The sequence below is a fragment of the Streptomyces xiamenensis genome (assembly GCF_000993785.3).
Classification (GTDB): domain Bacteria; phylum Actinomycetota; class Actinomycetes; order Streptomycetales; family Streptomycetaceae; genus Streptomyces; species Streptomyces xiamenensis.
The window spans coordinates 5,864,970-5,890,107 of record NZ_CP009922.3; the positions used below are offsets into that span (position 1 = coordinate 5,864,970).

The following is a 25,138-nucleotide window of genomic DNA, read 5'->3' on the forward strand; positions in this document are numbered from 1 at the left end:
CCACGGCATAGGGGAGGGGAGGCGTCTGTGGCGGTGACGCCCCCCTGGGGTGTGCCCGGGCAGGCCGACCCGGCCACGCGCCACCGAGCGGCCAACCCCTAGCCGGCGGTGCGCTGTTGCAGCTTCCACAGTGACTGGAAGAGGCCCGGTTCCCGGGTGAGCCGGTCGTACGTGCCCTCTTGGACGACGCGGCCGTCGTCGAGGACGACGATCCGGTCCGCGACGGCCACGTTGGCCAGCCGGTGGGTGATGAGCAGCACCCCCCGGTCCTTGGCCAGCTCGCGCAACCCGGTGAAGACGCGGTGCTCGGCACGCGCGTCGAGCGCGGCGGTCGGCTCGTCCATCACCAGCAGGGACGTCCGGCGGTAGAAGGCGCGGGTGAGGACGATGCGCTGCCACTGCCCGCCGGACAACTGCTGTCCGCCGAACCACTCGGAGGTCAGCAGTGTGTCCAGCCCGGACCGCAACTGGGGGAGCATGCCGTCCGCGCCGGACGCCTCGCACGCCGCGAGCACGGCGGCGTCGCTCGCGTCACCCTGACCGAAGGTGACGTTGTCCCGCATGCTGAGGGGCAGGCAGGCGAACCGCTGCGGCACCAGCGCCACGTGCTTCCACGCCTCCCACGGATCCAGCGCGGTGGTGGCCGTGCGGTCCCAGGCGACGGTTCCCGAGGTCGGCAGCAGCAGACCGCACACCAGCCGGGAGAGGGTGCTCTTGCCGGAGCCGTTCTCTCCCACCAGCGCGACGATCTCGCCCTTGCGCACCTGGAGGGAGACGCCCCGAAGGCTGTCCCGGGCCGCACCGTCGTACCGGTAGGTGACATCGCGCACCTCGAACCGCTCCGGCGCCGCGGGCAGGACCGCCGTGCCACGGGAGGCGGTCATCGCCTGGCCGTGGGCGTTGTCCAGAAAACGCTGCCAGTCCTGCACGTACCAGCCGGTGCGCACCAGGCGTGCGCCGCCCTGGATGACCCCGCGCACCGAACCCGTCGCCGTCTGCAGAGCGAGGACCGCGCCGCCCCCGGACGCCAGGTCCATCCGGCCCGACGACAGCAGCCACAGCAGTGCTCCCCACACGGTGGCCGAGGCGGCCCCGCCGGCCGCCGCACCGCCCAGCCTCATCCACGCACCGGTGTCGGCGGCACGGCGCTCGGAGGCGTTGACGGAGGCGGCGAGCCGCCGGTACCGGCCGGTGAGGAAAGGCCCGGCCAGACAGGCACGCATCTCCTCGCTCGATTCCATGTACGCCATGTGCCAGCGGAGCTTGGCCAGCATCCGGCGCCGGCCGGAGGTCTCCAGACCCGCCAGGTACAGCACGCGCGCGGCCCGTACGTACGCGGCGGCCTGGGGCAGGCAGGCCAGCAGCAGAAGGGGCAGGAGCACGGGGTGGAGGATGGTCAGGACGGCCGCGCCGGCGGCGAGCGTGGCGGTGGAGGCCAGGACGTCCTGGGCCTCCTCGACCAGGTCGGGGGTGACCTGGGCGCCCCGGTCGGCGATGTCGTAGGCGTCGTTGTAGCCGGGTCGGTTGTTGGCCGCGAACTCGGCGCCGAGGGCGGCCTCGATCATGGTCAGCTCCGCGGCCCGGGCCAGCACCGGCCGCAGGCGCCCGGTCAGCCAGGTGACGGCGACACCGAGCAGCGCCCGCAGCCCTGCCGCCGTGGCGATCACCGCCAGCTGAGGCGCCGCCTCCCACAGCCGGTCGGTGATGTCCCCCGAGGAGATCAGCGCGGTGATCGTCCCGGTCACCGCCAGCAGCCCCATCGCCGCCAGTACCCCCGTGCCCACCTGACAGGCCAGCAGCCCGGCCGCGGCCACCCGGTCCACCTCCCACGCCATCCTCAAGGACCGCAGCACCAGCGCGGGAAGGCGCCGCGCCATCGTGCCGGTGGTCAGTTGAGCGCCGGCCCGGAGCCGGGACTCGTCCCGGTACAGAAACTCCTCCTCCGGCACCGTGCCCGCGTTCGCCGGGGGCGCGGTGGTGGTGGGGGCGGAGGGTTCTCCTTCAGGGTTCTTCGCTGTCCTTGCCGAGGTCACATCAGCCTCCCGTTCGTCGGTCGTGAGGCTCAACGACATGACCCGGCTTTCGAACGCCTGTGTTTGAGTCGGACTCGCTGTCCGCGCCGCCCCGGACATCGGAGGGGCGACGTCCCGCTGCTCCTTGGGGGACAAGGGCACAGCGGCCCTTCCGAGGTGGCCGAAAGGCAGATGTGCGGGGCCATGACCCGCTATGTCGCATGGAGGCATGACAACGCCCGCCCCCGCAGGCCGGGCCGGTCAGGCCGCGTGAGCGAAGAGGCACCCCAGCCAGAGCCACCCGGTGACGATGACCACGCGTTGCACGAGACCGGTGCGCGGGTGATCGTCCTCCCAGGCCCGTGCGAACAGACCCGCTCCGACCAGGACGACCAGCGCCGTGAGGACCGAGTACGCCTTCCACCCGGTCCCCGGCACGACGAACACGGCGATGATCACGGCGAGGGGCAGCGGCCCGAAGACCGCCGGGCCGGCCCCGTCGTGCCGCTGGTGTGCCGTTGACGTGTGTGCGGGGGTTCCCTCCGCCGTGCCGGGGGGATATCCGCGCATCGCCGTCCATGGGGTAGATCCCGGACGCCACCAGCGCCAACCCCGAACACGGCGATCACAGCGCTCCACCGGACACGGACGGCCGTCCCCGCCGCTGCCGGCGCACGCTCACCCACCCATGCCGTAGCCCAACTCCTCGGCGGCGACACACCAGAAGGAATTCTCGTCGGCGACCGCCTCCGCGTCCAGTGCCGCGAATCGCTCCAGCAACGCGTCGGTGAGGGCGTCGGCGGCCCGCTCGGTCAACTCCTCTTCCTCCTCGCCGTCCTCGTCGGGACCCGCATACGCGTCGGCCTCGGCGGCGGCCTCCTCGTAGGCCCGGGTGAAGGCGACGAACGCCTCGACGCCGGAGTTGACCAGATGGGGTACGCCCTCCTCCGGCAGGCCCCACAGCGAACCGTCGGCCCGCCGTACGCCCAGTGCGCTCAGCCCCGGATCGAGCGCGACCACGCCGTAGCGCACGCCGCCGACCGTACGCTCCGCGAAGGGGGAGCCCTGCCACGTACCCGGGTACGGGCAGCTGACGCACCCGGCCAGGGCCGCGGCCATCTCCGTGTCATCCATGCCGGGAATCTAGCTCCCGCCACTGACAGCGCCGTCCCCTCCCGCACCGCACGCCCGCACGCCCGTCGGGGAGGGGACGGACGGTGCGGGAAGCGGCCGGCCGCGCAGCCTTCGCGGCTCCCGGACGTGACCCCGGCGGCCGCCCGGCACAGCCGGCCCCTTCCCGCACCCTCCCGGTCCGCCGGCCGTCACCGGCCGGGCGCGCCGCCCCACGCCCTGCGCCTGCAACGGCAACGCCCGGAGGGTGTCCCCGACATGGACGTGGAGGCGGTCCTCGGCCACCACGGCGCTCACTTCGGAGGAGCACCCGTCACCCTCCATCAACTGCCGGCGGAGCTCGCCCGTCTCCCCGTCGAGCACGACCAGGGTGAGAGCACCGGTCCGCGTACCCGTACCGCTCGGCGGCCTCCGCCAGGTCGGGGTCCTCATCCGGGGCCGGCGACCAGCGGGGATCACCCGTCGTGGCGTCGAGATGGCGCAGACCCCGGCCTGCGGCGGAAGGGCGATCCGGCCCGGACGGGATCCCACCCGGCCGGCCTCCCGAACGAAGAGCCCCGTTCGGGTTCCCACCTGCTGGGTAGCCATTAAGGTGGAGGGAGACTTCAGGTCGAAGGGAGCGCGGGCGTGGACATTTCCAGTACTCCGGATCCGACGGTGGCCGAGGTGATCGCCATGCAGGATCCGGGCGACCGCGAGGCCTGTCGATCCGAGCTGGAGGCCGCCACTCCGGCCACCTTTCCGAAGATCTACCGCCGCTGGTGGGCGTACGGGCTGCTCGCCCAGCGGGACGGACGCGTCGAGCGGTACGTCCAGGCTCACCGGGGCGGCGGCGACTGGCGCGAGATCAGCGCCGCGTGACCGCACGCTGGGACATCTACACCGACCCGGAACTCGAACGGCAACTGGCGAAGGAGTCCGGCCCCGCGTGGGCCGCTCTGCGCGCCCTGGTCACCGAACTGGAATGGCGGGCCGAACACGTCGGCCGTCCCCTCGGCTATCCCTGGCCCCACGAGATCCGGCGCGCCCCGATAGAGGACGACACCATGGTCTTCGGCGCCATCGAGTACGTCCTGGAATCCCGCAGTCGCCGCATCGCCCGCATCCTCGACATCCGCTGGCTGCCCACCGGCCCGTGACCGGGACCGGATCTCCCGGGGCGTGACGGGGTCGGCCACTACGGCGTCCACGCCGTCCGCCCGACATCCGCAACCGGCCGGAAGGTGAACCGGACGGGCGTCACGGTTTTTCGGGGGCACGGGGTCGCCGCGACAGTCGGCGATCCCGGCATCGCCCGACACCCCTGTCGTTTCCGTCCAAGACGATCGGCGCGAGCGCGAGCTAGCGTGAACGCACCAGCTCACCCGATCATGAGGAGCACGCACATGCGTCGCCTGGTCTACACCGGTTTCATGTCCCTCGACGGCGTCGTGGATTCGCCCGGCGGTCCGGGGGAGGGGCACCGCAGCGGGGGCTGGGTGGTGAACGACCTCACGTTCGTTCCCGAAGCCTGGTCACTGAAGGGCGAGGAACTCGCCGACACCACGGCGCTCATGTTCGGCCGCCGCAGCTACGAGGCGTTCGCCCCGGTCTGGCCCGGCTCCGCGGACCACGCCGACTACAAGGAACTGCCCAAGTACGTGGTGTCGACCACGCTGTCCGACGACGCCCTGGTCGACGGGTGGGGTCCGACGACGATCCTGCGCTCGACCGAGGACATCGCCGCGCTCAAGCAGAGCCAGGGCGGCGCGATCTTCATCCACGGCAGCGCGGAGCTGGCGGCACGGCTGTCGGACGCCGGCCTGATCGACCAGTACAACCTGCTCGTCTTCCCGGTCCTGCTCGGCGCGGGGAAGAGCCTGTTCGGCCGGGCCGACCGCGACAAGCAGCTACTGACCCTGCGGGAGTCCGAGAGTTACTCCAACGGGATCCTGAAGCTGGTCTACGACGTCAGGCACTGATCCAGGTCGAGGGCGATCGCACCACCGGCCCCTTCACGCAACTGCCCGCCGGTACGTCCGACATACGTGCGCAACGCCCGGGCCAGGTGCGGCTCGTCGAAGTAGCCGAGCCGGGCGACGACATCGGCGGCCGGCGTACCGGCGGCCAGCAGCTCCGCCGCCGAGCGGGCCCGCTCGATCTGCCGCACCGCTCCCCGGGTCAGCCCGGTGGCGGCGCGGAACCGGCGTTCGACCGTGCGCCCCGACACGGCCGGATGGTCTCCCCGCAGCACCTCGGTGACCAGCGGATCACGGACCACGGCACCGGCCCGTACGAGACGCCCGACCAGGGCCTCGGCGTCGTCGGGTCCAGGGGTCTCCCAGCTCGTGCCGTCCCACCGGAACGCCCGCCGTGTCGTGTCGGGGAGCTCGATGCCGCCATCGACAAGCGCCGCCGTGGGCACGGCGCGCAACGCCGTGCCCACGGCGAAGTCGATGCCCGTGAAGGTCGCGCCCTCCGGCACCGGCGCCGTGCCGGCCCGGGTCTCCGGACCGGTGATGCTCGCGTGGGCCCGCCCGTCCCACTCCCAGAACACCAGGCCCCAGCGCACCCCGGCGACGGAGGTCATCGCCGTGACCCGGTCGCTCGTGCAGGTCCACACGGAGTCGACCCACGGCGAGTCGGACCCGCGCGTCTCGAATCGCAGCTCCACGGTCGGCACACTACGCGGCGCCGGCCTGCCGCCGGAGCACCGCCCCAGCACCCCCGCCCCATGCGCGGGCGTGCCCACACCGAAGTCCCTGCCCCGTCCGCCGTTGTGCGCGGCCCGGACGGTACTTCGAGCCCTCACCCCACGAGGACGGACCGGCCACGGTCGACGCGAGCCGCAACTAGGCTCGGTGTGTGGCTATCAACGGCTCCCTGGCAACCGTGCAGCGATCACTGGCCGACCCGGCCATCAGCTATCCCCTGTGGCCCCCGCTGACCCGAGGCTGTCCCAGGAGCAGCACCGAGGACATTTCCTACCCGGTGGAGGTCGACTACGCCTACGACCGGGCCCCGTCGTCGCTCTTCGCCGCCCCAGGCCCGGCCGTGGCGTCCTCGGGTCTGGAACGGTGGCAACCACTGCTCCCGCCACTGACCGCACCCGGACTGGGGGAGGGAGGCACTCCACTCGTCGAACTCGAGCCCGGGATCTTCATCAAGGATGAGTCGCGCAACCCCACATGGAGCCACAAGGACCGGCTGAACCGCTGCACCGTCAGTGCCGCGCTGGGCCTCGACGCCCCGGGAGTCGTCGTCGCCTCCTCCGGCAACCACGGAGCGTCGGCCGCCGCCTTCGCCGCCCGCGCCGGCCTGCGGTGCGTGGTGTTCGCCGCGCCGGACATGCCGCCGGCCGTCGACGCCTTCCTCAACGCTTACGAAGCGGTGGTCCTGCCCGTGCCCCGGGACGCGCGCTGGCCTTTGATGCGGATGGTCGTCGACCGTATGGGACTGCACCCGGTCAGCAACCTCACCCGCACGCACACCGGCCACTCCTTCGGCCCCGAGGGGTACAAGACCATCGCGTACGAGCTGTACCTGGACCTCGGCGTCGTCCCCACAGCCGTGTGCGTCCCCACCGGTTACGGCGAACTCCTCTACGGCATCTGGAAGGGCTTCACCGAACTGCGCCGCCTCGGCGTCACCGAACGCCTGCCGCGCATGATCGCCTGCGAGCCCGCCGCGGCCGCACCCCTCGCCCGGGCCGTGCGCCAGGGCCTTCCCGCGGCGGAGGTGGACGTGCGGCCGACCGACGCGTACTCGATCGTCTCCTCCGTCAGCGGCTACCGCGGTGTGGTCGCCGTCCGGGACAGCGGTGGCCAGGTGGTGGTCCTCGACGACGGGCAACTGCGCGACGCCCGGCGCGAACTGGCTCGGGCCGGCCTGTGGACGGAGCTGTCCAGCGCAGCTGGGCTGGCCGCTGTGCGCGCCCTCGGTCTCCGCGACGAGCCGGTGGTCTGCGTCTCCACGTCGAGCGGATTCAAGGACCGGGCGGTGGGAGACCGCTCCTCCGAGGACGTCCTCCCGGAATGGACGGCTGTCCAGAGCCGGCTTCACGCTGCCGGCATCCGGTAGAGCCCAGCCGGGGGCGGGGCCGCGCCGTCCTTCCGCCTCGCCGGCCGCCCTGACCGGTCCGGGCCGCCCGGGCCCTCACCACGCCCCGACCACTGCCGGAGACAGAAGCGGAGAACCCGATACGGAAGAACACGAGCGATCGCGGTCGGTGATCCCTGCTTCTCCCACGGCCCGCGTGTCGCGCGCGGCTCCCGGGGCGCCCGGCCAACACGCGCCCCCGTGCGGCGGATTGCCCACCTGGCCCGGTGCGCGCTGAAATGGTGAACCACCACCCCGCCGGGCCCCGGGCGGGACCGGCGGAGGAGGACGCGATGCGCTGCTTCGAGACGGGCCGGACCGTTGTACGGCGTGAGGTGCACCGTTCCGGACGGCTGTGGAACGAACAGGCCCTGCGCGTTGTCGAGGACACCGGCGAGGCTCTGGTGACGGCCTGCGCCCCGGGGGCCGAAGCGCGGTGGCCCGCGCTGTATCTCAAGGCCCGCAGTGACGGCGACCGTTCGGTACGCACGGAGGCATTCGACGCGATGGCCACCGGTACATGGGATCTCGCGGCGGCGGCGTGGCAGGAGACCGACCTGCTGCTGTGGAAGCCTCCCGCGGCCTGGTTCAGCATCAACGCCTTCTACCTTCCCGACGGCCACGGCCGGCGGCTGCGCAACTGGTACGTCAACTTCGAGCGGCCCACCGCCCGCACCGCGTCCGGGTTCGACACCTTCGACCTCACCCTGGATCTGGTCATCGCCCCCGACCTCACCGGCTGGACGTGGAAGGACGAGGACGAGTACGCCCATGTACGGCGGCTCGGCATCGTCTCCGACGCCGAAGACCGGGCCGTGGACGCCGCCCGCGCCCAGGTCCTCGCGATGCTCGCCGAACGCACCGGCGTCTTCGCACACGCACAGGAATGGGCGCGCTGGCGGTGGCAGCCGGAGTGGCCCACACCACGCCTGTCGCAGCGCGCCGCGGCCGGCGAGGCGGCGGTACCCGGGAGCGGCTGAAACGCAGCGGAACGATCGCGCCGACCGGCGGCGGACGCACGCGGTTCGCCCGCCCACCCGGGCACGGGCGCCGCCGTGACGGGGCGCCGACATCGGCGATCGCCACGCGCGGCACCACCCCACCGGCGCGCCGTCCCGTGAACCAGAGGCCGTTCAAAGGAGTTGACCGCCCCATTGACATGAACAGTGGTCTGGACCAACCTGAGGACCCATCGGTGGCCACCGTTCCTCCCGTATCCCCCACACTCGTTACGGAGGCAGGAGTGGACAACACCCGTACCGTCGGCGCTCGCCCCACGCGTCGCCGACCGCTCTCCCTGGTCCTGGGCGCCGGAGCGTTCGCCGGTGTCCTGATCACCACCGCGCTGAGCGCCGGAGCCGGCGCCACGGAACCGGCCGGGCAGTCCCCGGGCGCCCAACAGGTGCCCGGACACGCGGTGACCGGCTACTGGCACAACTTCGACAACGGCTCGGTGCTCCAGCGGTTGGCCGACGTGCCCGACGACTTCGACATCATCGCGGTGTCGTTCGCCGACTCCACCGCCGTCCCCGGCGAGATCGAGTTCAACCTCGATCCGGTGCTCGGTTACGCCTCCGAGCAGGAGTTCAAGGACGAGATCGCCGCGAAGCAGGCCGACGGGAAGTCCGTCATCATCTCGGTGGGCGGCGAACTCGGGAACGTGGCCGTCAACGACCCGGCCTCCGCCGACGCGTTCACCCGCAGCACGCTCGCCCTGATGGACGAGTACGGCTTCGACGGTGTGGACATCGACCTGGAACACGGCATCAACGCCACCTATCTGACCCAGGCCATGGAAGGCATCCACGCGGCCACCGGCGACAGCCTCGTGTACACCATGGCGCCGCAGACCCTGGACATGCAGTCCACCGGCTCCCCGTACTTCCAGCTGGCGCTGAACACCAAAGACTTCCTGACGGTGGTCAACACCCAGTACTACAACAGCGGCAGCATGCTGGGCTGCGACGGCCAGGTGTACGCCGCGGGCACGGTGGACTTCCTCACCGCCCTGGCGTGCATCCAACTGGAGAGCGGGCTCGACGCCTCCCAGGTCGGGCTCGGCGTCCCCGCCTCGCCGAACGCGGCGGGCTCCGGCTACGTTGCCCCCGAGGTCGTCACCGCCGCACTCGACTGCCTCACCCAGGGCTTCAACTGCGGAAACTTCGTGCCGGACCGGACCTATCCCGGGCTGCGCGGAGCGATGACCTGGTCGACCAACTGGGACGCGCACAGCGGCTACGCCTGGTCCTCCGTCGTCGGACCGCACGTCCGGGGCCTGCCCTGAGCTGACCCGATCCGACCACCGCCGCCGAAAGCATCCGACATTGGTGTGGACCTCTCGGCGCGCGGTGGTCGCACCACGTGCCATCACCGCCGCGGCCGCCGAGGTGCTCCCCGCGCGACGGGGTCGTGTGCGGTGATGCCGGCAAGGCGTCCCGCGAGCCGCGATGAGTTCCGCCGCGTCCGCCGGTCATACTGTCGAGCCCGTGACGGAGGAGGACTTCTGGTGCGCAGCGTGACCTACTCGATGGGCGTCTCGCTCGACGGCTACATCGTCGGACCGGACGGCGGCTTCAACTGGACGACACCCGACGAGGAGATCTTCCGCTTCTGGATCGACGAGATCCGGGATGTCGGCGTTCATCTGATGGGACGGCGGCTGTACGAGACGATGCTGTACTGGGAGACCGCCGACCAGGACCTCTCGCTCGACGCGGCGTCCCGGGAGTGGACCGCGTTGTGGAAGCCACTTCCCAAGGTCGTCTTCTCCAGGACGCTGCCGGCGGTGCGGGGCACGGCCCGGCTGGCCTCCGCCGGCCCGGCGCAGGAGATCGAGCGGCTGCGCGCCGAGCCGGGGACCGGCGACATCGCGATCGGCGGCGCGACCCTGGCCGCCGAGGTCGCCGACGCGGGTCTGATCGACGAGTACCGGGCCATGGTCCACCCGGTGCTGGTCGGCGGCGGCGTTCCGTTCTTCCCCCACCACGAGCGCCGGGTCGATCTCGAACTCGTCGACACCCGCACCTTCGGCTCGAAAGTCGTCTACCTCCGCTACCGCGTGGCGCGGTAACCGCTCATCGCCGGTTCGTCGGTCGCCTTCCCGGGTTCGGTGCTAGTCGGTCTCTCCGGACCGCTGTTGTGCGCCGAGGTCGTCGTGGAGGAGCGGATGGTGCCCCGTCTGCTTGGTGCGGTAGGCGACCCGGGCGACGATGTGGGCGGCGACGGGGCTGGTGAGGAGCTGGAAGAAGACGACGAGGGCGAGGGTGGCGGCGTCGGTCCACGAACGGAGCCGGAGTGCGACTCCGGCCGTGAGAAGGAGGATGCCGAGCGTCTGGGAGTTGGTCGCGGCGCTGGAGCGGGTGAGGACATCGGGCAGGCGGAGGAGCCCGATGACGCCCGACAGGGCGACGAGAGCGCCGGCGAGGAGCAGGAGCGAGCCGATGAGGTCGGCCACTTGGTGCCAGGTGTTCACGGGGCCTCCTTCGTCTTGGGGCGGTCGCGTACGGCGATGAAACGGGCGATGCCGACGGAGCTGGTGAAGCCGAGGAACGCGATGACGAGCATGATCGACAAGTAGTAGCGGGTGCGGGTGGACGCGGCGTTGACGCCGATACCGGCGACGATCAGCGCGGCGGCGACGTCGATGGCGATGGCCCGGTCGAGCATGGAGGGGCCGCGCCAGATACGGATGAGCAGGAGCGCGCCGGCGAGCAGGATGACGCCGAGGGCGGTGTTGAGAAGAACGTCACTGGCCTGGGTCATGGGCGGGGTTCCTTGTGCTGTGGGGGGTCGGTGCGGATCCGTTCGATTTCGGCGCGGGTGCCGAAGGCGCGTACGACGAGCGCCTCCAGGCGCCACACGTTGCGGCGGGAGCGTTCGATCCTGCCGGGCTGATCGGCGTCGGAGATGTGCAGGAACAGGGTCGCGGTGGTGCCGTTGACCTCGACCAGCGCGCCGCCTGGCACACACGACACCGATACGGCGCAGGCGGCGATCATGAGGTCGGTCCGGCAGCGCAGGGGCACCGCGATGACCGCGGCCGGGCGCAGCCGCCGGCGTCCGGCCAGGGATTGCCGCGTGACGGTGACGCTGGAGACCGCCATGTCGTACAGGAGGTATCCGGCGAGTTTCACGATGCCGATCGCTCGCAGCCGCAGGTCGAGTTCGACGGCGGGCAGCGGGAAGACGAGGCACAGCAGGACCGAGACGAGGACGCCGCTGATGAGATTGCCCCAGGTGGGCCCGGACCACAGCAGCATCCAGATGACCGTGAGCCAGGCGATCAGCGGCAGGTCCAGCCGCCGATGGCGGGGGGCGGGCGGCACGGGGGGAATCACGGGTTGAGGACCGCCTCGATGTAGGGGGAACGGGCCAGGAGTTCGCCGGCCGCCCGGTCGGCGACCGCGGTCAGGGGCGTGGCCAGAAGGGTGTAGGCCAGTCCCAGTGCGACGGCACCCGCCGTGGCGCTCGTCATGATGAGCGGGACGCGGGAGGTGGTGCGGATGCAGGCGCCGGTGGGTGTCGCGCCGCTGCCGGCCGGGCCGGTGGGGCCGGCGGGGCCGATCGGGATGTGGGGGCGTTCCTCGTCCTCCTCGGTGTCCTCCAGGACCACCCCCTCGGCGGGCAGGGGAGCGGGTTCGGCACGCCAGAAGGCGAGGTTCCACACCTTGGCCATCACGTACAGGGTGAGGACGCTGGTGACGGCGATGGCGCCGAGCAGGATGTAGGCGTCGGCGCCGCCGTCCGCCGCGCCGGCCCGCATCAGGCCGAGTTTGCCGAGGAAGCCCGACAGCGGGGGGATACCGGCGAGGTTCATGGCGGGGATGAACCACAGCACGGCCAGCAGCGGAGCGGTGCGTGCGGCGCCGCCCAGCCGGGTCAGTTCGGTGGTGCCGTAACGCCGCTCCAGCAGTCCCGCCGCCAGGAAGAGCGTGGTCTGCACGGTGATGTGGTGGGCGGTGTAGACGATGGCGCCGCCGATGCCCGCGCGGGTGCCCAGGGCGAGTCCGAACAGCATGAAGCCGATGTGACTGACGAGGGTGAAGGACAGCAGCCGTTTGAGGTCGGTCTGGGCGACCGCGCCGAGGATGCCGACGAGCATCGACGCGAACGCGATGGCCATGAGGACGAGCGTGAGGTGGTTGCCCGGGAACAGAAGAGTCTCGGCGCGGATCATGGAGTAGACGCCGACCTTGGTCAGCAGTCCCGCGAAAACGGCGGTGATCGGCGCGGGCGCGGTGGGATAGGAGTCGGGCAGCCAGGCCGCGACGGGGAAGACCGCCGCCTTGACGCCGAAGACGGTCAGCAGCAGCACCTCGATCAGCATCCGCACGCCCTCGGGCACTTCGGCGAGGCGTACGGACAGCTGGGCGAAGTTGACGGTGCCCGCCGCGGCGTAGGCGACGGCGATCGCGGCGAGGAAGACCAGGGAGGACACGAGGGAGACGACGACGTACGTGGACCCCGCGCGCAGGCGCGGCTCGGTGCCGCCCACGGTGAGCAGCACGAAGCTGGCCATGAGCATGATCTCGAAGCCGACGTACAGGTTGACGAGGTCGCCGGCGAGGAAGGTGCAGGAGACCCCGGCGACCAGGACGAGGTAGGCCGGGTGGAAGACGGGGATCGGGGCCCGCTCCTCCCGGTCGGCCATGTCCTGGCCCAGCGCGTAGATGAGGACGATGAGGGTGACGGCGCCGGAGACGGTGAGCATCAGGGCGGAGAGCCGGTCGGCGACGAGGGTGACGCCCAGCGGCGGGGCGAAGTCCCCGAGGTGCACGGCCAGCGGCCCGGAGCGGTCCGCCTCGAACAGCAGGATGACGTCGACGGCGAGCACGATGGTGAGGACCGCGATGCTGATCAGGCGGTGCAGTGAGCGCAGCCTCGGACCGATGAACAGGCTGAGGCCGCAGGCGGTCAGGGGCAGGACCACGGGCAGCGGGACGAGGGCGTTCACCGGGTGTCGTTCTCCTGCCGGGAGTCGGGCTGGGGCGGAGGCGGGGGCGGGTCGGCGCCGAGGATGTCGTCCCACAGGTCACCGGAGGCGTCGCGGGCCCGGGCCTGGAACGCGCGGTCGGCCCGCAGCCGGCGGCGGTGCTCGCGACGCTGCTCGCGCCGGGCCCGCCGGCTCGGTTGCCCGTGCTGCTCGCGCAGTTCGGCGCGTTCGGCGGAGATCACCGCACGCAGGACGATGCGCCGGTCCTCGACATCGTCGGGGACGAAGTCCGAACCGGTGAGCTGACCACTGCGGTAGGCCATCGCGAGAACGAACGCCGTGGTGGCCAGCGTGATGACCACGGCGGTCAGCACGATCGCCTGCGGCAGCGGGTCGGTGACCCGGGAGTGGGCGACGCCCGGGTACAGCAGCGGGGGCAGTCCGGCGCGCCCGGTGGCGGCCAGGACGAACAGGTTGATGCCGTTCCCGCACACGATGATCCCGATCAGGACCCGGGTCAGGGCCCTGGTGTGGATGAGGACCACCCCGACGGAGGTCAGTACCACGGCGCAGATCAACAGGGTCGCGCTGACGGTCATGGTTTCGCCTCTCCGTGCAGGGCCAGCCGGGCCGTGTGTTCGGTGTTCTGGTCGATCTTCGATCCCAGGGCCCGCACGACGTCCAGGACCGCGCCCAGCACCAGCAGATACACCCCCAGGTCGAACACGACCGCCGTACCGGCGTGGAAGTCGCCGATGCCCGGCAGGTGCCCGTGCCAGGTCCAGGCGTGCAGCACCGTGCCGTCGATCAGCCCGATCAGCGCGATGCCGGTGAGCACGGTCAGCCCGATGCCGGTGAAGAAGCCCGGGTGGACGGGTGCGGCGGCGGCCAACTCGTACCGCCCGCCCGCCAGATAACGGATCATCAGGGCCACCCCGGCGACCAGACCGCCCACGAAGCCGCCACCGGGCAGGTTCTCCGCGCACAGCAGCAGATACACCGACAGGATCAGGATGGGGTGGAACACCAGCCGCGCGATCACCTCGAACACCACCGAACGGTGCTCGGGCGCCAAGGTGTTGCCGGCGGCCAGCCAGCTGCGCCCGGGGGCGCCCTGACCGTACCTGCCCCCGGTGGGGCCGGCCAGCGACCAGGCGGTCACTCCGCCGGGCAGGGTCGGCGGCGCACTCGGCACCGGGCCGGGCGACGGGCCCTGGCGGCGATGCACGTACAGCAGGCTGGTCACCCCCAGGACCGCGACCGCGAGCACGGCGGATTCGCCCATCGTGTCCCAGGCCCGGAAGTCCACCAGGATCGTCGCCACCACGTCCTTGAGACCGTGGTGGGCGGTCTCCTCGGTCAGCGCGTCCCCGGCCGGCGCCTCGCGGCGGGCGGCCGCCGCCACCCACACCGCGCAGGCGACGGCGGCCCCGCTGCTGAGCCCCAGGAACCAGCTCGCCACCCGCCGCGAGTTCGGCATGGTCTCCCCGAAGTACACCGGCAGCCCGCGCAGCACGAGCACCAGCACCACCGTCGCCACCGTCTCCACACCGAACTGGGTGAGCGCCAGGTCCGGAGCGCCGTGCACGACGTACAGCAAGGCCGTGCCGTACCCGGTCAGCCCCGCGAGCACGGCGGCCTTCATACGCCGCCGAACCACCAGACACAACAGGGCACACGCGCAGGTCAGCGCGGCCACCGCGGCCTGCCACGGCGAGTCCCACACCCTCGGGCCCGGCACCCCGTCCCACGGCTGCCGGATCGCCAACACCGCCAGCAGACCGGCGAGCATGACACCGAGCACGGTGGCGACGTAGGCGGGCAGCGAACCCTTCTGCACGAGACCGGTCACCTGCAGCGCGGACCGTTCCAGGCCCAGCACACCGCGCCCGTACATCTCGTCCGCCTTGGGCCAGGCCAGGCGCCGCCCCAGCGCCACCGTGCGGGTGCGCAGCACGAACAGCGCCGCACCGCCCGCCCAGGCCAGCGCCGACAACCCCAGCGCCGCGCCGAAACCGTGCCACAGCGCGAGGTGGTAGGGGTGCGCGGGCACCGGGTACTGCGCCGCGTACGCCTCGAACAGCCCGGCCGTCCAGCCGACGCCCGGCCCCAACACCAGGCAGCCGGCGGCCAGCAGCGCGGGCGCCGCGAGGAACACCGGCCCCACCGGCCGCACCGCCGTGTCCTCCTGCCCCGGCTTGCGGGCGAAAGCGCCCCACACGAAACGCAGCGTGTACGCGGTGGTCAGCGCGGAGCCGGCCACGATCAGGCCCAGAACGACACGCTCGGCGACGGTGCCGTGCAGCAGCGCGTCGAACGCCGCTTCCTTCGCGGCGAATCCGAACAATGGCGGCAGCGCCGCCATCGACGCCCCGGCCACCACCGCCGTGACGCACACCCACGGCAGGCTCCGCCCCACCCCCGACAGGCGCCGCAGGTCCCGGGTGCCGGCGGCACGGTCCACGATCCCGATGACCAGGAACAGCGCCGCCTTGAACAGGCCGTGCGCCAGGATCATCGCGACAGCCGCCAGCGCGGCGCCGTAGGAGCCCGCGCCCGCCAGGACGATGAGGAACCCCAGCTGACTGACGGTGCCGTAGGCGAGCACGAGCTTGAGATCGTGCAGCCGCAGCGCCCGCCACCCGCCCAGCAGCATCGTGGCGGTGCCCAGCGCCAGCACCAGCGGCTTCCACGGCGCCACTTCCGCGAAGGCGGGCGCCAGGCGGGCCACCAGATACACCCCGGCCTTCACCATCGCCGCCGCGTGCAGGTAGGCGCTCACCGGCGTCGGCGCGGCCATGGCGTTGGGCAGCCACAGACTCAGCGGCCAAATCGCCGACTTGGCGAACGCTCCGACCAGGATCAGCACCAGCGCCGCGCTGACCGCCCCGCTGCCGGCGGGGGGCGCGTCCAGGATCTCGGAGATCCGGTACGTACCGGCGGCGTTGCCCAGCATCAGGAACCCGACGAACATCGCCAGCCCACCGGACGCGGTCACCGTCAGCGCCTGCAGAGCGGCCCGCCGGCTGCCGCGGTTCTCGCTGTCGTACCCGATCAGCAGGAACGACAACACCGTGGTCAGTTCCCAGAACACGTACAGCACCATCAGGTCATCGGCGAGCACCAGCCCCAGCATCGCCCCCGCGAAAGCCAGCAGGTTCCCCCCGAACGCCCCCAACTGAGGCCCCCCGGAGACGAAATAGCGCGTGCAGTACCACAGCACCAGCGCACCGATCCCGCCCGCGAGCAGCACCATCACCAGTGCCAGCGCGTCCAGCCGGAACGCCACGTGGACGTCGTAGGTACGGATCCACGTCCACACCTCAACCCGCGCCCCGCCACCGGCCGTCACCCCCCACTGGCACAACGCCCACACCATCGCCGCCGCGGGCGGCAGCGCGAGCACGGCGAAACCCCCCGCCCCGACACGCCGGATGAGCGGCGCGGCACAGAGCGCGAGCACGAAGTGAGCCAGGACCAGCACGGTCATGGACCCATGCTTATCGGCACCAAAGGCATATACGGGCGGGACGCGCCGATCCACCCTCAGGGACCACAGCACCCCCGCAGCCCCGGCACCGCCGCCCAGACCCTCCACACACAGCGGTCACACCCTGGTCTCCCCGCCCGGCCGGCCCCACCCCGGCACCGCTCCACAGCCACCACGAACGGCCCAACCATCACGCCCACCGCCACGGCCCGCGGCTTCGGCGGGTTCAGTCCCGGGGTGTCAGCGCACGCAGCCGGCTGTCGAGTTCGCCGCGGTAGAAGTCGAGGAAGCCATCGGGGTCCGGCCCGGCGTTCTGCATCACCAGGTGGTCGAACCCCGCGTCGACGAACGGCTGAGCCACCTCCGCATACCGCTGGGGGTCCGGGCCGCAGGCGAAGTGGTTCAGGACGTCTTCTTCCCGCACGGTGGCGGCAGCGGCGTCGAAGTTCACCGGGTTGGGCAGCTCACTCATCACCTTCCACCCGGTCAGTGCCCACCGGCTGGTCTCCAGCGCCGCCCGCACGGCCGAGGACTCGTCCGGCGCCCACGCCATGGGGACCTCGGCGTAACGGGGGCCGCCGCCCCCGGCGTCCCGGTAGGCGCGCACCAGTTCTCCCCGGGGTTCGGTCGCGAACAGCCCATCGCCCAGCTCACCCGCCATCCGCGCGGCCTCCTCGCCCCCGGCCGCCACCACCAGCACCGGCGGGCTCGGCGGAAGATCGAACACCCGCGCGTCCTCCAGCCGCAGGTACCGGCCCTCGTAGGAGCGGTAGCCGCCCCGCCACAGCAGCCGGATGATCTCCAGCGCCTCCCGGAGCATGTCCTGCCGTACCCGGACCGAGTCCGGGAACCCGCGGCCCACGACATGTTCGTTCAGCCGCTCCCCGGAACCGACGCCGAGCGTGAACCTGCCCTCGCTCAGCAGCGCCAGCGTGGCCGCCGCCTGCGCGATGACGGCCGGGTGGTAGCGGACGGTCGGACAGGTCACCCCGGTCGCCAGCCCGATGCGCTCGGTACGCGCCGCGATCGCGCCGAGCACTCCCCAGGCGAACGGTGAATGGCCCTGGTTGTCCAGCCAGGGGTGGAAGTGGTCGCTGATCTCGACGAAGTCGAACCCGGCCGCTTCGGCGGCCACGGCCTGCCGCACCAATTCGGTGGGACCGTACCCCTCCGCCGCCAGCTTGTACCCGATCTGCATCCGAACCCCTCACTCGCCCCGGCCATGGCTCACCGTCCCGCGGCACGCTGCCAGAGCCCGCGCAAGGGCCCCGCCCCGACAGGCCGCCCGGACACCACGCTCCCCCAACGGCCCACCCCGACCACGACGCCCCCGGGCGCTCCCGGCCCATGCACCCATGACCCCCGCCGTCACCACCCCGCCGGCCACGTCGGATCGCGGGCCGTCCAGCCGCCACTCCAGGAAGGCGTGCGCCCCCTGGTTCCGGTGCGTGACCCGCCCGGTTCGAGCCGGGCACCCGTGCGCGGTCGACGCCCACCGCGAGACATCGAACACTGATCCCGGCGGGTTTGTGTCTCAAGCGGGTCGAGACCCCACAGTTGCAGCGTGGACGACGAGAAGATGTACCCGATCGGAGACGTGGCACGCCGTACCGGCCTCAGTGTCAGCGCCATCCGTTACTACGCCGATGCCGGAGTGGTCCAGCCCTCCGCACTCACCACCGCCGGCTACCGCCTGTACGACATCGAGGCCATCGCGCGCCTCGAACTGGTCCGGACACTGCGAGATCTGGACGCGGGCCTCGACGACATCCGTCGGTTGCTTGCCGGGCAGACCACGCTCCACGACCTCGCGACCGCGCACCTGGCGGTCGTGGAGCGCGAGGCGTCGCGGCTGCGCGCCCGCCGTGCGGTGCTGCGGGCACTGGTCCGGCAGCACGGAACCGCCGAGCAGGCCGCGCTCCTGCACCGGCTGGTGTCCCTGTCGGACGAGGAACGGGAGCGGCTGATCGCCGATTTCTGGGCCGACGTCAGCGAAGGGCTCAACGAGAACCCCCGGTTCGTCGCCGAGCTCAACTCCGCTCCGCCCCGCCTGCCGGACGAGCCGACCCCCGAGCAACTGGACGCGTGGATCGAGTTGGCGGCGCTGGTCAGCGACCCGCAGGTGCGCAGCGCGGTGCGGGCGGAACTCAACGAGCGCTTCACCGACGGTCCCGGGCACCTGCTGGTCTCCCCGGACGCGCTCAAGTCCTACGAGCGCGCCGCGCCACTCCTCAAGGAAGCCGTCGCCGCGCAACAGGCCGCTCTCGCCCCCGACTCCTCTCAGGCCCAGGAACTGGGTGACCGGTATCTGCGCTGGCTGGGCGGCATGTTCGGGACGTCGTTCGACGACGCGACGTCGCGACGGGAGATCGCGGGAGGACTGCTGCTCATGGAGCCGCAGATCCTCGCCGACCAGGAGCGCGAGGCGAACGGACCCCGGCCCACGGATCCGTACGAGCGATACCAACTTCTCGTGCAGATGGTGGACGGAACCCTGGACGCGAACCACGCCGAACTCGCGGGCTACGCCGCCGCGAACACCTGGCTCGCCGCTGTCCTGGACCCCACCGCCACCGCACCACCGGAGTGAGCGGTGGTTGGGGTGGCGGTGGGGTTGTGATCGATCTTGCCGATCCAGGTCCGCCTGGAAAAGCGGACCCGGGAGGAGGGCAAGCGCGACGCGCACACAACTCACCCATGGGCCCGTCACATGCGGCGGCTCTTACACCTGTGCGTATCCACCGTCGGCGAAGAACTCCGCACCGTTGACGTAACTCGACGCGTCCGAGGCGAGGAACGTCGTCACCGCGGCGATCTCCTCGGGCTCGGCGAGGCGGCCCAGGGGGACGCTCTCTTCGGCCTGCTTGAGCGCCTCGGCCGGGACCGGCTCCAGCAGACCCGGGGTGCGCGTCCCGCCCGGCGATACGACGTTGACCCGGAAACCGCGTGCGCGCGAGCTGAGGGCCCAACCACGGGCAAGACTGCGCACCGCGGCCTTCGACGCCGCATAGACCTCAAGCCCGGGGTCGAGCCGCGTCGCGGCGGTCGAGCCCGTCAGGATCACCGAGGCACCCGCGTTCAGATGCGGCAGTGCCTGCTGAAAAGTGAAAATCGTTCCCTTGACGTTGGTGGCGAACAGGGAGTCGATCAGCTCCTCCGTCACCTCGCCGAGCGGAGCCGCGGCGCCGATTCCGGCGTTCGCGACCAACACGTCAATGCCACTGGCCTGTTCACGCACGGCCTCGTGGAACGCGTCGAGCTCCGCAGGCACCGAGACATCGCACACCACGCCGGTCACGCCGTTGCCGAGTTCGGCGACCGCTGCGTCCAGCGCGTCCTTGCGGCGACCGGTGATGAACACTTGGGCGCCTACATCGTGAAACGCGCGTGCCGTTGCGAAACCGATGCCGGTACTGCCTCCGGTCATCACAGCGACCTTGCCTGCCAAGACGGCCATGTCGCCCCCTCCTCAAGAAGTATGGACCGGTGAGTCCATAACAATCCTTGATATGGACCGGTCAGTCAAGAACGGGACCGTGAGGGGCGACTCGGCAGGCTGGGCCGAGCACGCCACCGGGCGGACGGGAGCGCGGCCGGTGGGCTCCCTGCGTGCGAAGCGTGGTGTGTGGCGCGCAGCACGACGGCACGCCGGACAGCACTCGGGCCCGTAAGGACTTGTGCCGGTTCCAGGTCGGCCGGCGTATGGCCGCTACTTGGGCGGGAGAGCGGGCAGGAGCCGCGCCAGAGCGGTCTGCCCCGCCGCGGTGAGGGTGTCGATGTCCATGCCGGTGCGTCCGAGCGCGATGAGGCCGAGCTGGGCGACGAGAACGGTGCGGGCGGTCTCGCCGGGGTCCGCGTCGGGGGAGAGGTCGCCCTCACGCCGGGCCCGCTCCAGCGCCTCGGTGAGGATGGCGGTGATCGCGTCGTAGCTGCGGCGGGCCTCGGCGGCAACTTCCGGCGCGCTGGTGGCGAGTTCGGCGTTGCTGTTGGCCAGCAGGCACCCTCGACGCGCAACTGCCCCGGTGGGGTCGGCGGCCGGGCTGAGCACGAATGCGCGCACCAGGTCGATCCCTCGCGGCGCGGACTCCAGGCGCTCGCGCAGCATTGACAGGTTCGCGTTGTCGTAGTCGCGCAGCACCCGCAGGAACAGGTTCTGCTTGTCTCCGAACGCGCCGTACAGGCTGCCCTTGCCGAGCCCGCTGACGCGCAGCAGGTCCTCCAGGGACGTCGCCGCGTAGCCCTTGTCCCAGAACTCATCGCGGACAGCGAGAAGCACGCGATCTTCGTCGAACTTGCGAGGCCTGGCCATGTCCTCATGGTATGAGTTCTGGACTGTACGGGCCATAACGGGTTCGCTCCCCGGGCGGGTGGCTTCATCGCGCACCCGGATGAATCGGGTGGATCCGCAGACCGCGGAACCTTCACCAGGGTCGAGCCGCAACTGTCGGCGCTCTAGGCTCTGTCTTCAAATGATCACCATGATCCACCACATAGTGATCATTTGAAGACAGAGCCCAGTGGCGCGACACCGGCCGGGCGGCCGGGGCCGTGGCCGACCCCGCGCATCGCCGCTTCGGCACCCGCTCGCTGTTCGTGTTCTCCTGCGCGCCGACCCCCAACGGAGACCTCCCTTCTTCCAGCGCATGAACGGCACCGACGCCTGGCACCTCACCGGCAGTGACGACTACCAGAACTACGTCGTGGCCGCCGCCCACCGGGAGGGACGTGAACCGGCGGCGACCGCCGCCCGCGGCCACGGCGTCGCCGGTCGATTCCGCGAGGCCCACAGTCCGAGCGATGAGCGGCTCCGGCTCTTCGACCGGCTGCCTAGACACGATCCACGGATCGGCCCGGAGATCATCGACACCCTGCACGTCGTGCCCTTGGTCGCGGTGGCCGCCGGCGACCTGCCCCGCGCCGTGACGGCGGCCCGCCGGGCCTGGGAGGACCCCCCTCAGCGGCCGCTACATGAGGGCCAGTAAAAGTGTGCTGCCGCTGGCGCTGTCCGGCAGGTTCGAGGAGGCGCTGGAGTACGCCGCCCTCATGTGGGAGGGCAGGGAGCGGGCCGGACGACCCGCCGCACGCTGGATGGCCCCCGCCGCACACGCCGCCGCCCCGGCCGAGGGCCTGCGCGACAGCGGCGGCCGGGAGTACCGGCGATGGCGGGAACGGGCCCGCGCCCTGGCCACGCCCTGGGACCCGCACGGCCTCGCGGCGAGCTTCGCCGCCTTCGCCGACATCAGGGTCGGCCCGCACACGGGGCGGGCGGGTGACTCTCCCACCCCTGCCGTGGACCTCGCGGAGACGCTGCCGTGGTCGCGGACTCCCCATCAGTTCTACGACGCGTACGCATGGGCCGTCGCCGCCGAGGCCGTCGTCGTCGCAGGGCTTCCGGACGCCCGCCGACGCCTCGCCGCGGCGGCCCCGGCCGGCGCCGAGAACGGCTGGGCCGCCGCCTGCCCGGCCCGCGCGGCCGGCCGGCTCGACGGCGACCCGGACGCGCTGCACGCATCACTCGCGGGATGGGAGCGCGTCGGCGCCACCTTCGAGCGGGCCTGCACTGTGACGCTGCTGCCCGAGCGGGCCGCCGAGGGCATCACCCAACTGACATCCCTGGGCCGCCGCCCCACGTTTCGACAAGAGACGCCGCTCGCTGACCTGACCCGGATGCGCCACCGGCCGCTGTCGCCGACCTTCCCGGTGACGCCCCCGGAGCCGGCGAGCGGCCCCGGCGTTCCCGCGCGGGTTCCGCACAGGTCGGGCGGTGTTTCAGCCGAGGTGGTTCAAGGCACCCTGGAAGGCTTCCGCGTGTCCGGCCTCGTCCGCCGCGATCTCCGTGAACAGTTCCGCCGCCTGGACATCGCCGTTGTTCTCGGCGCGGCGGGCGAACGTGGGATACATGACCTCCGCCTCGTACGTCTCCCCGGCGATGGACGTGCGGAGGTTGCTCGCCGTGTCGGAGACCAGACCGGCGAGAAGGGCCTCGGCCGCGAAGTGCTCGCGCAGTTCAACCTCGGCGAGCCCTTCGAACAGGGCGGCGAGCCGCCGCTCGCCTGTGTCCCGCGCGTGCTGGGCGTACAGCATGTACGTCGCGTTGGCCAGGCCCTCGCCGTGCATGGCGTCGTCGAGGTTGGCCCGGGTCCGGGCGGAGGCCACCTGGGGCAGACCCGCGGGCACCGTGACGGGGTCCACCTGCGGCGGCGACGGGATCTTTCCCTCTCCGGTGGTGAGCGCCTTGAGGGCGAGGGCCAGCAGTTCCCGGTGCTCGGCTTCGTCCGCCGCGATCTCGGTGAAGAGTTCGGCGGCGGCGACATCTCCGTCCTGGCGGGCTTCCTCCGCGTAGGTCGGGTACATGGAGGTGGCCTCGAACCGCTCACCCTCCATCGCCTGACGGATGTTGGCCTCGTTGCTCCCGACGTAGGAGATGAGCCCGGCCTCCTGCGTGAAGTGATCCTCGAACTCGGTCTGCGCGGTGCTCCGGTAGAGCTCGGCGATCCTGCCGTGCCCCTCCCGGGCCGCCTCGTCGGCGTAGAGAAGGTAGGAGGCGTGGGCGAACCCTTCCCCCCGCATGGCGGCGCGGGTGTCCTGCACCGTGCTCAGTGCCGGGGTCTTTGAGTCGGCGACGGCAGCGGGGGCGGTGGCCACGGACACCGCGGTGAGGGCCAGACCGCTGACGGCGGTCGCCAGCCGGACGAGGGATGGTCTCATGGTGGAAATCCCGTTCTCGGAGTTCGTGCGCTGGGTGGGTTCCCGTCATCGTCGGCGTAGCCGCCCGTCGATCCCGGCATCGCACGACCGTCCGCATCCGAACTCACCGGAGTGGGGGTCCGGTTGTGCACCACTTGGCGTACAGCGCCTGGCCGCGGACAGCCCCATCCCCGGGAAAGGTGATCCGCCTCCGCCTCCGCCACCAACGGTCACGGGCAGGCAGGACGTGGTCCCGGTGGAACCGGGCCACGCCCAGACCGTGGGCGGGTCGGCCACCCGGTTTCCCCGCCCTTGCGAGTACCGCCCCGGAGAGGGAGCGTGGAAGAGAAAGGGCGGTCGCGACCCCCCGGGGGAGCGGCCGAGAACGCGGTCCCACGGAGGCACCCGGTGCCCGAAGCCACGCGAACCGACCTGTACGAAGTGACCATGGCCATGGCCTATCTGGACCATGGGCTGACCGGTGAGGCCACCTTCAGTCTCTTCGTCCGCTCTCTGCCGCCCGAGCGCGGATTCCTTGTTGCCGCCGGGCTGGAGTCCGTTCTGGACATGCTGGAGCGTTACCACCTGGACGCTCACGACGCCGCTGTCCTCGCTCACGCCCTCCACCGTCCCGCCGGCGACCTGGCGGCCCTGCGGGGAACCCGGTTCACCGGCTCGGTGCGGGCCATCCCCGAAGGCCGCATCGCGCTGGCGAACGAACCCCTGCTGGAAGTCACCGCACCGCTGCCGCAGGCCCAGCTCGTCGAGAGCATGGTGCTCAACCGGATGAGCCACCAGACCGCCGTCGCCTCCAAAGCGGCACGCTGCGTGATCGCCGCCGCCGGGCGACCGGTCGTGGACTTCTCCCTGCGCCGTACGCACGGGGCCGAGGCGGCGGACCAGGCGGCACGACTCGGTTCTCTGGTGGGCTTCGCCGCCACCAGCAACGTGGAGGCCGCGCACCGCTACGATCTGCCCGCCACCGGAACGATGGCGCACTCGTTCATCGAGGCCTTCGAGGACGAGCGCACGGCTTTCCGCGCCTTCGCCGCCTCCCACCCGGGCCCGCTGACACTCCTGGTGGACACCTACGACACCGGATCGGGCACCCGGCACGCCGCCGATGTCCTCAAGGAGACCGGCCGGGCGGCCGGGGCCGCGATACGTCTCGACAGTGGCGATCTGGGTGACCTCGCCATCCGGGCCCGCGGGATCCTGGACGGGGCCGGACTCCCTCAGGTGGCCATCGTGGCCAGCGGCGGGCTGGACGAGTACGCCATCGACACGCTGGTCTCGCGCGGGGCACCCATCGACACCTATGCGGTGGGCACCAAGGTCGGGGTTTCGGCCGACGCACCCTATCTGGACACCGCGTACAAGCTGGTCTCCTACCGGGGCCGGCCGACCATGAAACTGTCGACCGGCAAGACGACTCTCCCCGGGCCGCACCAGTCCTGGCGCCGCCCCGGGTACGCGGACCTCACCGGCACCCTCGGGGAATCCGCGCCGCCGGGCGGCGAACCACTGCTGGAGACGGTGATGCGGGACGGCAGGCGCACCGGCCCGCGGCCGTCGCAGGCAGCCGCGCACCGGCGTTTCGCCCGGGATTTCGCGATGCTTCCGGCGGCGGCCCGGCGCGTCCGTTCGCCCGACGCCCCCGGAGCGCGACTCTCGCCGACCCTCGCTTCATTGATCGATCAGGTACGCGAACGGCTCGTTGCACAGGAGAGAGACGAGCATGCGCCGGGTGAGCGGTGATCTCGGGTCGCGGTTGGGGCGAGGCGGTCGAAGAGCCGGTGGCCGAGCCTG

Annotated in this window: 24 protein-coding genes; 10 read left to right on the plus strand and 14 right to left on the minus strand. The window is 71.7% G+C overall.

The window, feature by feature from the left end; translation table 11 throughout:
* Nucleotides 1-98 precede the first annotated feature (98 nt).
* From SXIM_RS26700 to SXIM_RS26710, 3 genes are all read right to left on the minus strand, one after another.
* Nucleotides 99-2,033 (minus strand): ATP-binding cassette domain-containing protein, encoded by a 1,935-nt coding sequence (locus SXIM_RS26700; RefSeq protein ID WP_030737910.1) that lies wholly within the window; start codon nt 2,031-2,033, stop codon nt 99-101.
* Between the two features lie 240 nt (nt 2,034-2,273).
* Entirely contained in the window at nt 2,274-2,582 is a 309-nt protein-coding gene (locus SXIM_RS26705) for a DUF998 domain-containing protein (protein WP_053116315.1), read from the minus strand.
* A gap of 108 nt (nt 2,583-2,690) precedes the next feature.
* Nucleotides 2,691-3,146 (minus strand): SUKH-4 family immunity protein, encoded by a 456-nt coding sequence (locus SXIM_RS26710; RefSeq protein WP_030737913.1) that lies wholly within the window; start codon nt 3,144-3,146, stop codon nt 2,691-2,693.
* Nucleotides 3,147-3,770: 624 nt separating this feature from the next.
* Here SXIM_RS26710 and SXIM_RS26715 point away from each other — a divergent pair.
* The 3 genes from SXIM_RS26715 to SXIM_RS26725 all read left to right on the plus strand — a co-directional run bounded on the left by SXIM_RS26715 (nt 3,771) and on the right by SXIM_RS26725 (nt 5,104).
* Nucleotides 3,771-4,004 (plus strand): hypothetical protein, encoded by a 234-nt coding sequence (locus SXIM_RS26715; protein WP_148236166.1) that lies wholly within the window; start codon nt 3,771-3,773, stop codon nt 4,002-4,004.
* Nucleotides 4,001-4,282, plus strand: a complete 282-nt coding sequence (locus SXIM_RS26720; protein WP_030737922.1) for a hypothetical protein — start codon at nt 4,001-4,003, stop codon at nt 4,280-4,282. Before SXIM_RS26715 ends, SXIM_RS26720 begins: the two co-directional genes overlap by 4 nt.
* Before the next feature lie 246 nt (nt 4,283-4,528).
* Nucleotides 4,529-5,104, plus strand: coding sequence for a dihydrofolate reductase family protein (locus SXIM_RS26725; RefSeq protein ID WP_030737925.1), 576 nt, complete (start codon nt 4,529-4,531; stop codon nt 5,102-5,104).
* Here the strand turns inward: SXIM_RS26725 and SXIM_RS26730 are convergent.
* The gene (locus SXIM_RS26730) at nt 5,086-5,796 is read right to left on the minus strand and encodes a helix-turn-helix domain-containing protein (RefSeq protein ID WP_046725306.1); all 711 of its coding nucleotides are present in this window, start codon (nt 5,794-5,796) and stop codon (nt 5,086-5,088) included. The two genes, SXIM_RS26725 and SXIM_RS26730, sit on opposite strands and share 19 nt — an antisense overlap.
* Before the next feature lie 191 nt (nt 5,797-5,987).
* On the opposite strand from SXIM_RS26730, the gene SXIM_RS26735 reads away from it, so the two are divergent.
* The 4 genes from SXIM_RS26735 to SXIM_RS26750 all read left to right on the plus strand — a co-directional run bounded on the left by SXIM_RS26735 (nt 5,988) and on the right by SXIM_RS26750 (nt 10,290).
* A complete protein-coding gene (locus SXIM_RS26735) occupies nt 5,988-7,202 on the plus strand; it encodes a threonine synthase (RefSeq protein WP_030737931.1) in 1,215 nt (404 codons plus the stop codon).
* 257 nt (nt 7,203-7,459) lie between these two features.
* Nucleotides 7,460-8,200 carry a ribonuclease FAU-1 family protein gene (locus tag SXIM_RS26740; protein WP_030737934.1) on the plus strand — a complete coding sequence of 247 codons (741 nt, stop codon included), beginning with the start codon at nt 7,460-7,462 and terminating at the stop codon, nt 8,198-8,200.
* A 263-nt stretch (nt 8,201-8,463) separates the two neighbouring features.
* Nucleotides 8,464-9,504 (plus strand): chitinase, encoded by a 1,041-nt coding sequence (locus SXIM_RS26745; RefSeq protein WP_046725307.1) that lies wholly within the window; start codon nt 8,464-8,466, stop codon nt 9,502-9,504.
* A gap of 222 nt (nt 9,505-9,726) precedes the next feature.
* Entirely contained in the window at nt 9,727-10,290 is a 564-nt protein-coding gene (locus tag SXIM_RS26750) for a dihydrofolate reductase family protein (RefSeq protein ID WP_030737938.1), read from the plus strand.
* Between the two features lie 42 nt (nt 10,291-10,332).
* Here the strand turns inward: SXIM_RS26750 and mnhG are convergent, their stop codons facing one another.
* The 7 genes from mnhG to SXIM_RS26785 form a co-directional block, all read right to left on the minus strand.
* Complete coding sequence (gene mnhG / locus SXIM_RS26755) at nt 10,333-10,692, minus strand: monovalent cation/H(+) antiporter subunit G (protein WP_030737942.1); 360 nt, start codon at nt 10,690-10,692, stop codon at nt 10,333-10,335.
* The gene (locus SXIM_RS26760; protein WP_030737945.1) at nt 10,689-10,982 is read right to left on the minus strand and encodes an MrpF/PhaF family protein; all 294 of its coding nucleotides are present in this window, start codon (nt 10,980-10,982) and stop codon (nt 10,689-10,691) included. Before SXIM_RS26760 ends, mnhG begins: the two co-directional genes overlap by 4 nt.
* Nucleotides 10,979-11,554, minus strand: a complete 576-nt coding sequence (locus tag SXIM_RS26765; RefSeq protein ID WP_375878168.1) for a Na+/H+ antiporter subunit E — start codon at nt 11,552-11,554, stop codon at nt 10,979-10,981. The genes SXIM_RS26760 and SXIM_RS26765 overlap by 4 nt, the downstream gene beginning before the upstream one ends.
* Entirely contained in the window at nt 11,554-13,173 is a 1,620-nt protein-coding gene (locus SXIM_RS26770; RefSeq protein ID WP_030737951.1) for a Na+/H+ antiporter subunit D, read from the minus strand. The genes SXIM_RS26765 and SXIM_RS26770 overlap by 1 nt, the downstream gene beginning before the upstream one ends.
* Nucleotides 13,170-13,751 (minus strand): Na(+)/H(+) antiporter subunit C, encoded by a 582-nt coding sequence (locus SXIM_RS26775; RefSeq protein ID WP_046725309.1) that lies wholly within the window; start codon nt 13,749-13,751, stop codon nt 13,170-13,172. Before SXIM_RS26775 ends, SXIM_RS26770 begins: the two co-directional genes overlap by 4 nt.
* On the minus strand, nt 13,748-16,642 hold the full coding sequence (locus SXIM_RS26780; protein ID WP_046725310.1) for a Na+/H+ antiporter subunit A: 2,895 nt from the start codon (nt 16,640-16,642) through the stop codon (nt 13,748-13,750). The genes SXIM_RS26775 and SXIM_RS26780 overlap by 4 nt, the downstream gene beginning before the upstream one ends.
* Nucleotides 16,643-16,868: 226 nt before the next feature.
* Nucleotides 16,869-17,840 (minus strand): TIGR03557 family F420-dependent LLM class oxidoreductase, encoded by a 972-nt coding sequence (locus SXIM_RS26785; protein ID WP_046725311.1) that lies wholly within the window; start codon nt 17,838-17,840, stop codon nt 16,869-16,871.
* A gap of 366 nt (nt 17,841-18,206) precedes the next feature.
* Between SXIM_RS26785 and SXIM_RS26790 the strand changes: the two genes are divergently transcribed.
* A complete protein-coding gene (locus SXIM_RS26790; RefSeq protein ID WP_046725312.1) occupies nt 18,207-19,232 on the plus strand; it encodes a helix-turn-helix domain-containing protein in 1,026 nt (341 codons plus the stop codon).
* Between the two features lie 132 nt (nt 19,233-19,364).
* On the opposite strand, the gene SXIM_RS26795 is transcribed toward SXIM_RS26790, so the two are convergent.
* The gene (locus tag SXIM_RS26795) at nt 19,365-20,099 is read right to left on the minus strand and encodes an SDR family NAD(P)-dependent oxidoreductase (RefSeq protein WP_030737967.1); all 735 of its coding nucleotides are present in this window, start codon (nt 20,097-20,099) and stop codon (nt 19,365-19,367) included.
* Between the two features lie 252 nt (nt 20,100-20,351).
* Nucleotides 20,352-20,951, minus strand: coding sequence for a TetR/AcrR family transcriptional regulator (locus SXIM_RS26800; RefSeq protein WP_030737970.1), 600 nt, complete (start codon nt 20,949-20,951; stop codon nt 20,352-20,354).
* Between the two features lie 334 nt (nt 20,952-21,285).
* On the opposite strand from SXIM_RS26800, the gene SXIM_RS27620 reads away from it, so the two are divergent.
* Nucleotides 21,286-21,624, plus strand: coding sequence for a hypothetical protein (locus tag SXIM_RS27620; protein ID WP_030737973.1), 339 nt, complete (start codon nt 21,286-21,288; stop codon nt 21,622-21,624).
* Between the two features lie 787 nt (nt 21,625-22,411).
* On the opposite strand, the gene SXIM_RS26805 is transcribed toward SXIM_RS27620, so the two are convergent.
* Nucleotides 22,412-23,350 carry a ferritin family protein gene (locus SXIM_RS26805; protein WP_174864345.1) on the minus strand — a complete coding sequence of 313 codons (939 nt, stop codon included), beginning with the start codon at nt 23,348-23,350 and terminating at the stop codon, nt 22,412-22,414.
* 387 nt (nt 23,351-23,737) lie between these two features.
* Here SXIM_RS26805 and SXIM_RS26810 point away from each other — a divergent pair, with 387 nt between their 5' ends.
* The gene (locus SXIM_RS26810) at nt 23,738-25,087 is read left to right on the plus strand and encodes a nicotinate phosphoribosyltransferase (RefSeq protein ID WP_030737979.1); all 1,350 of its coding nucleotides are present in this window, start codon (nt 23,738-23,740) and stop codon (nt 25,085-25,087) included.
* The last annotated feature ends 51 nt before the right edge of the window (nt 25,088-25,138 follow it).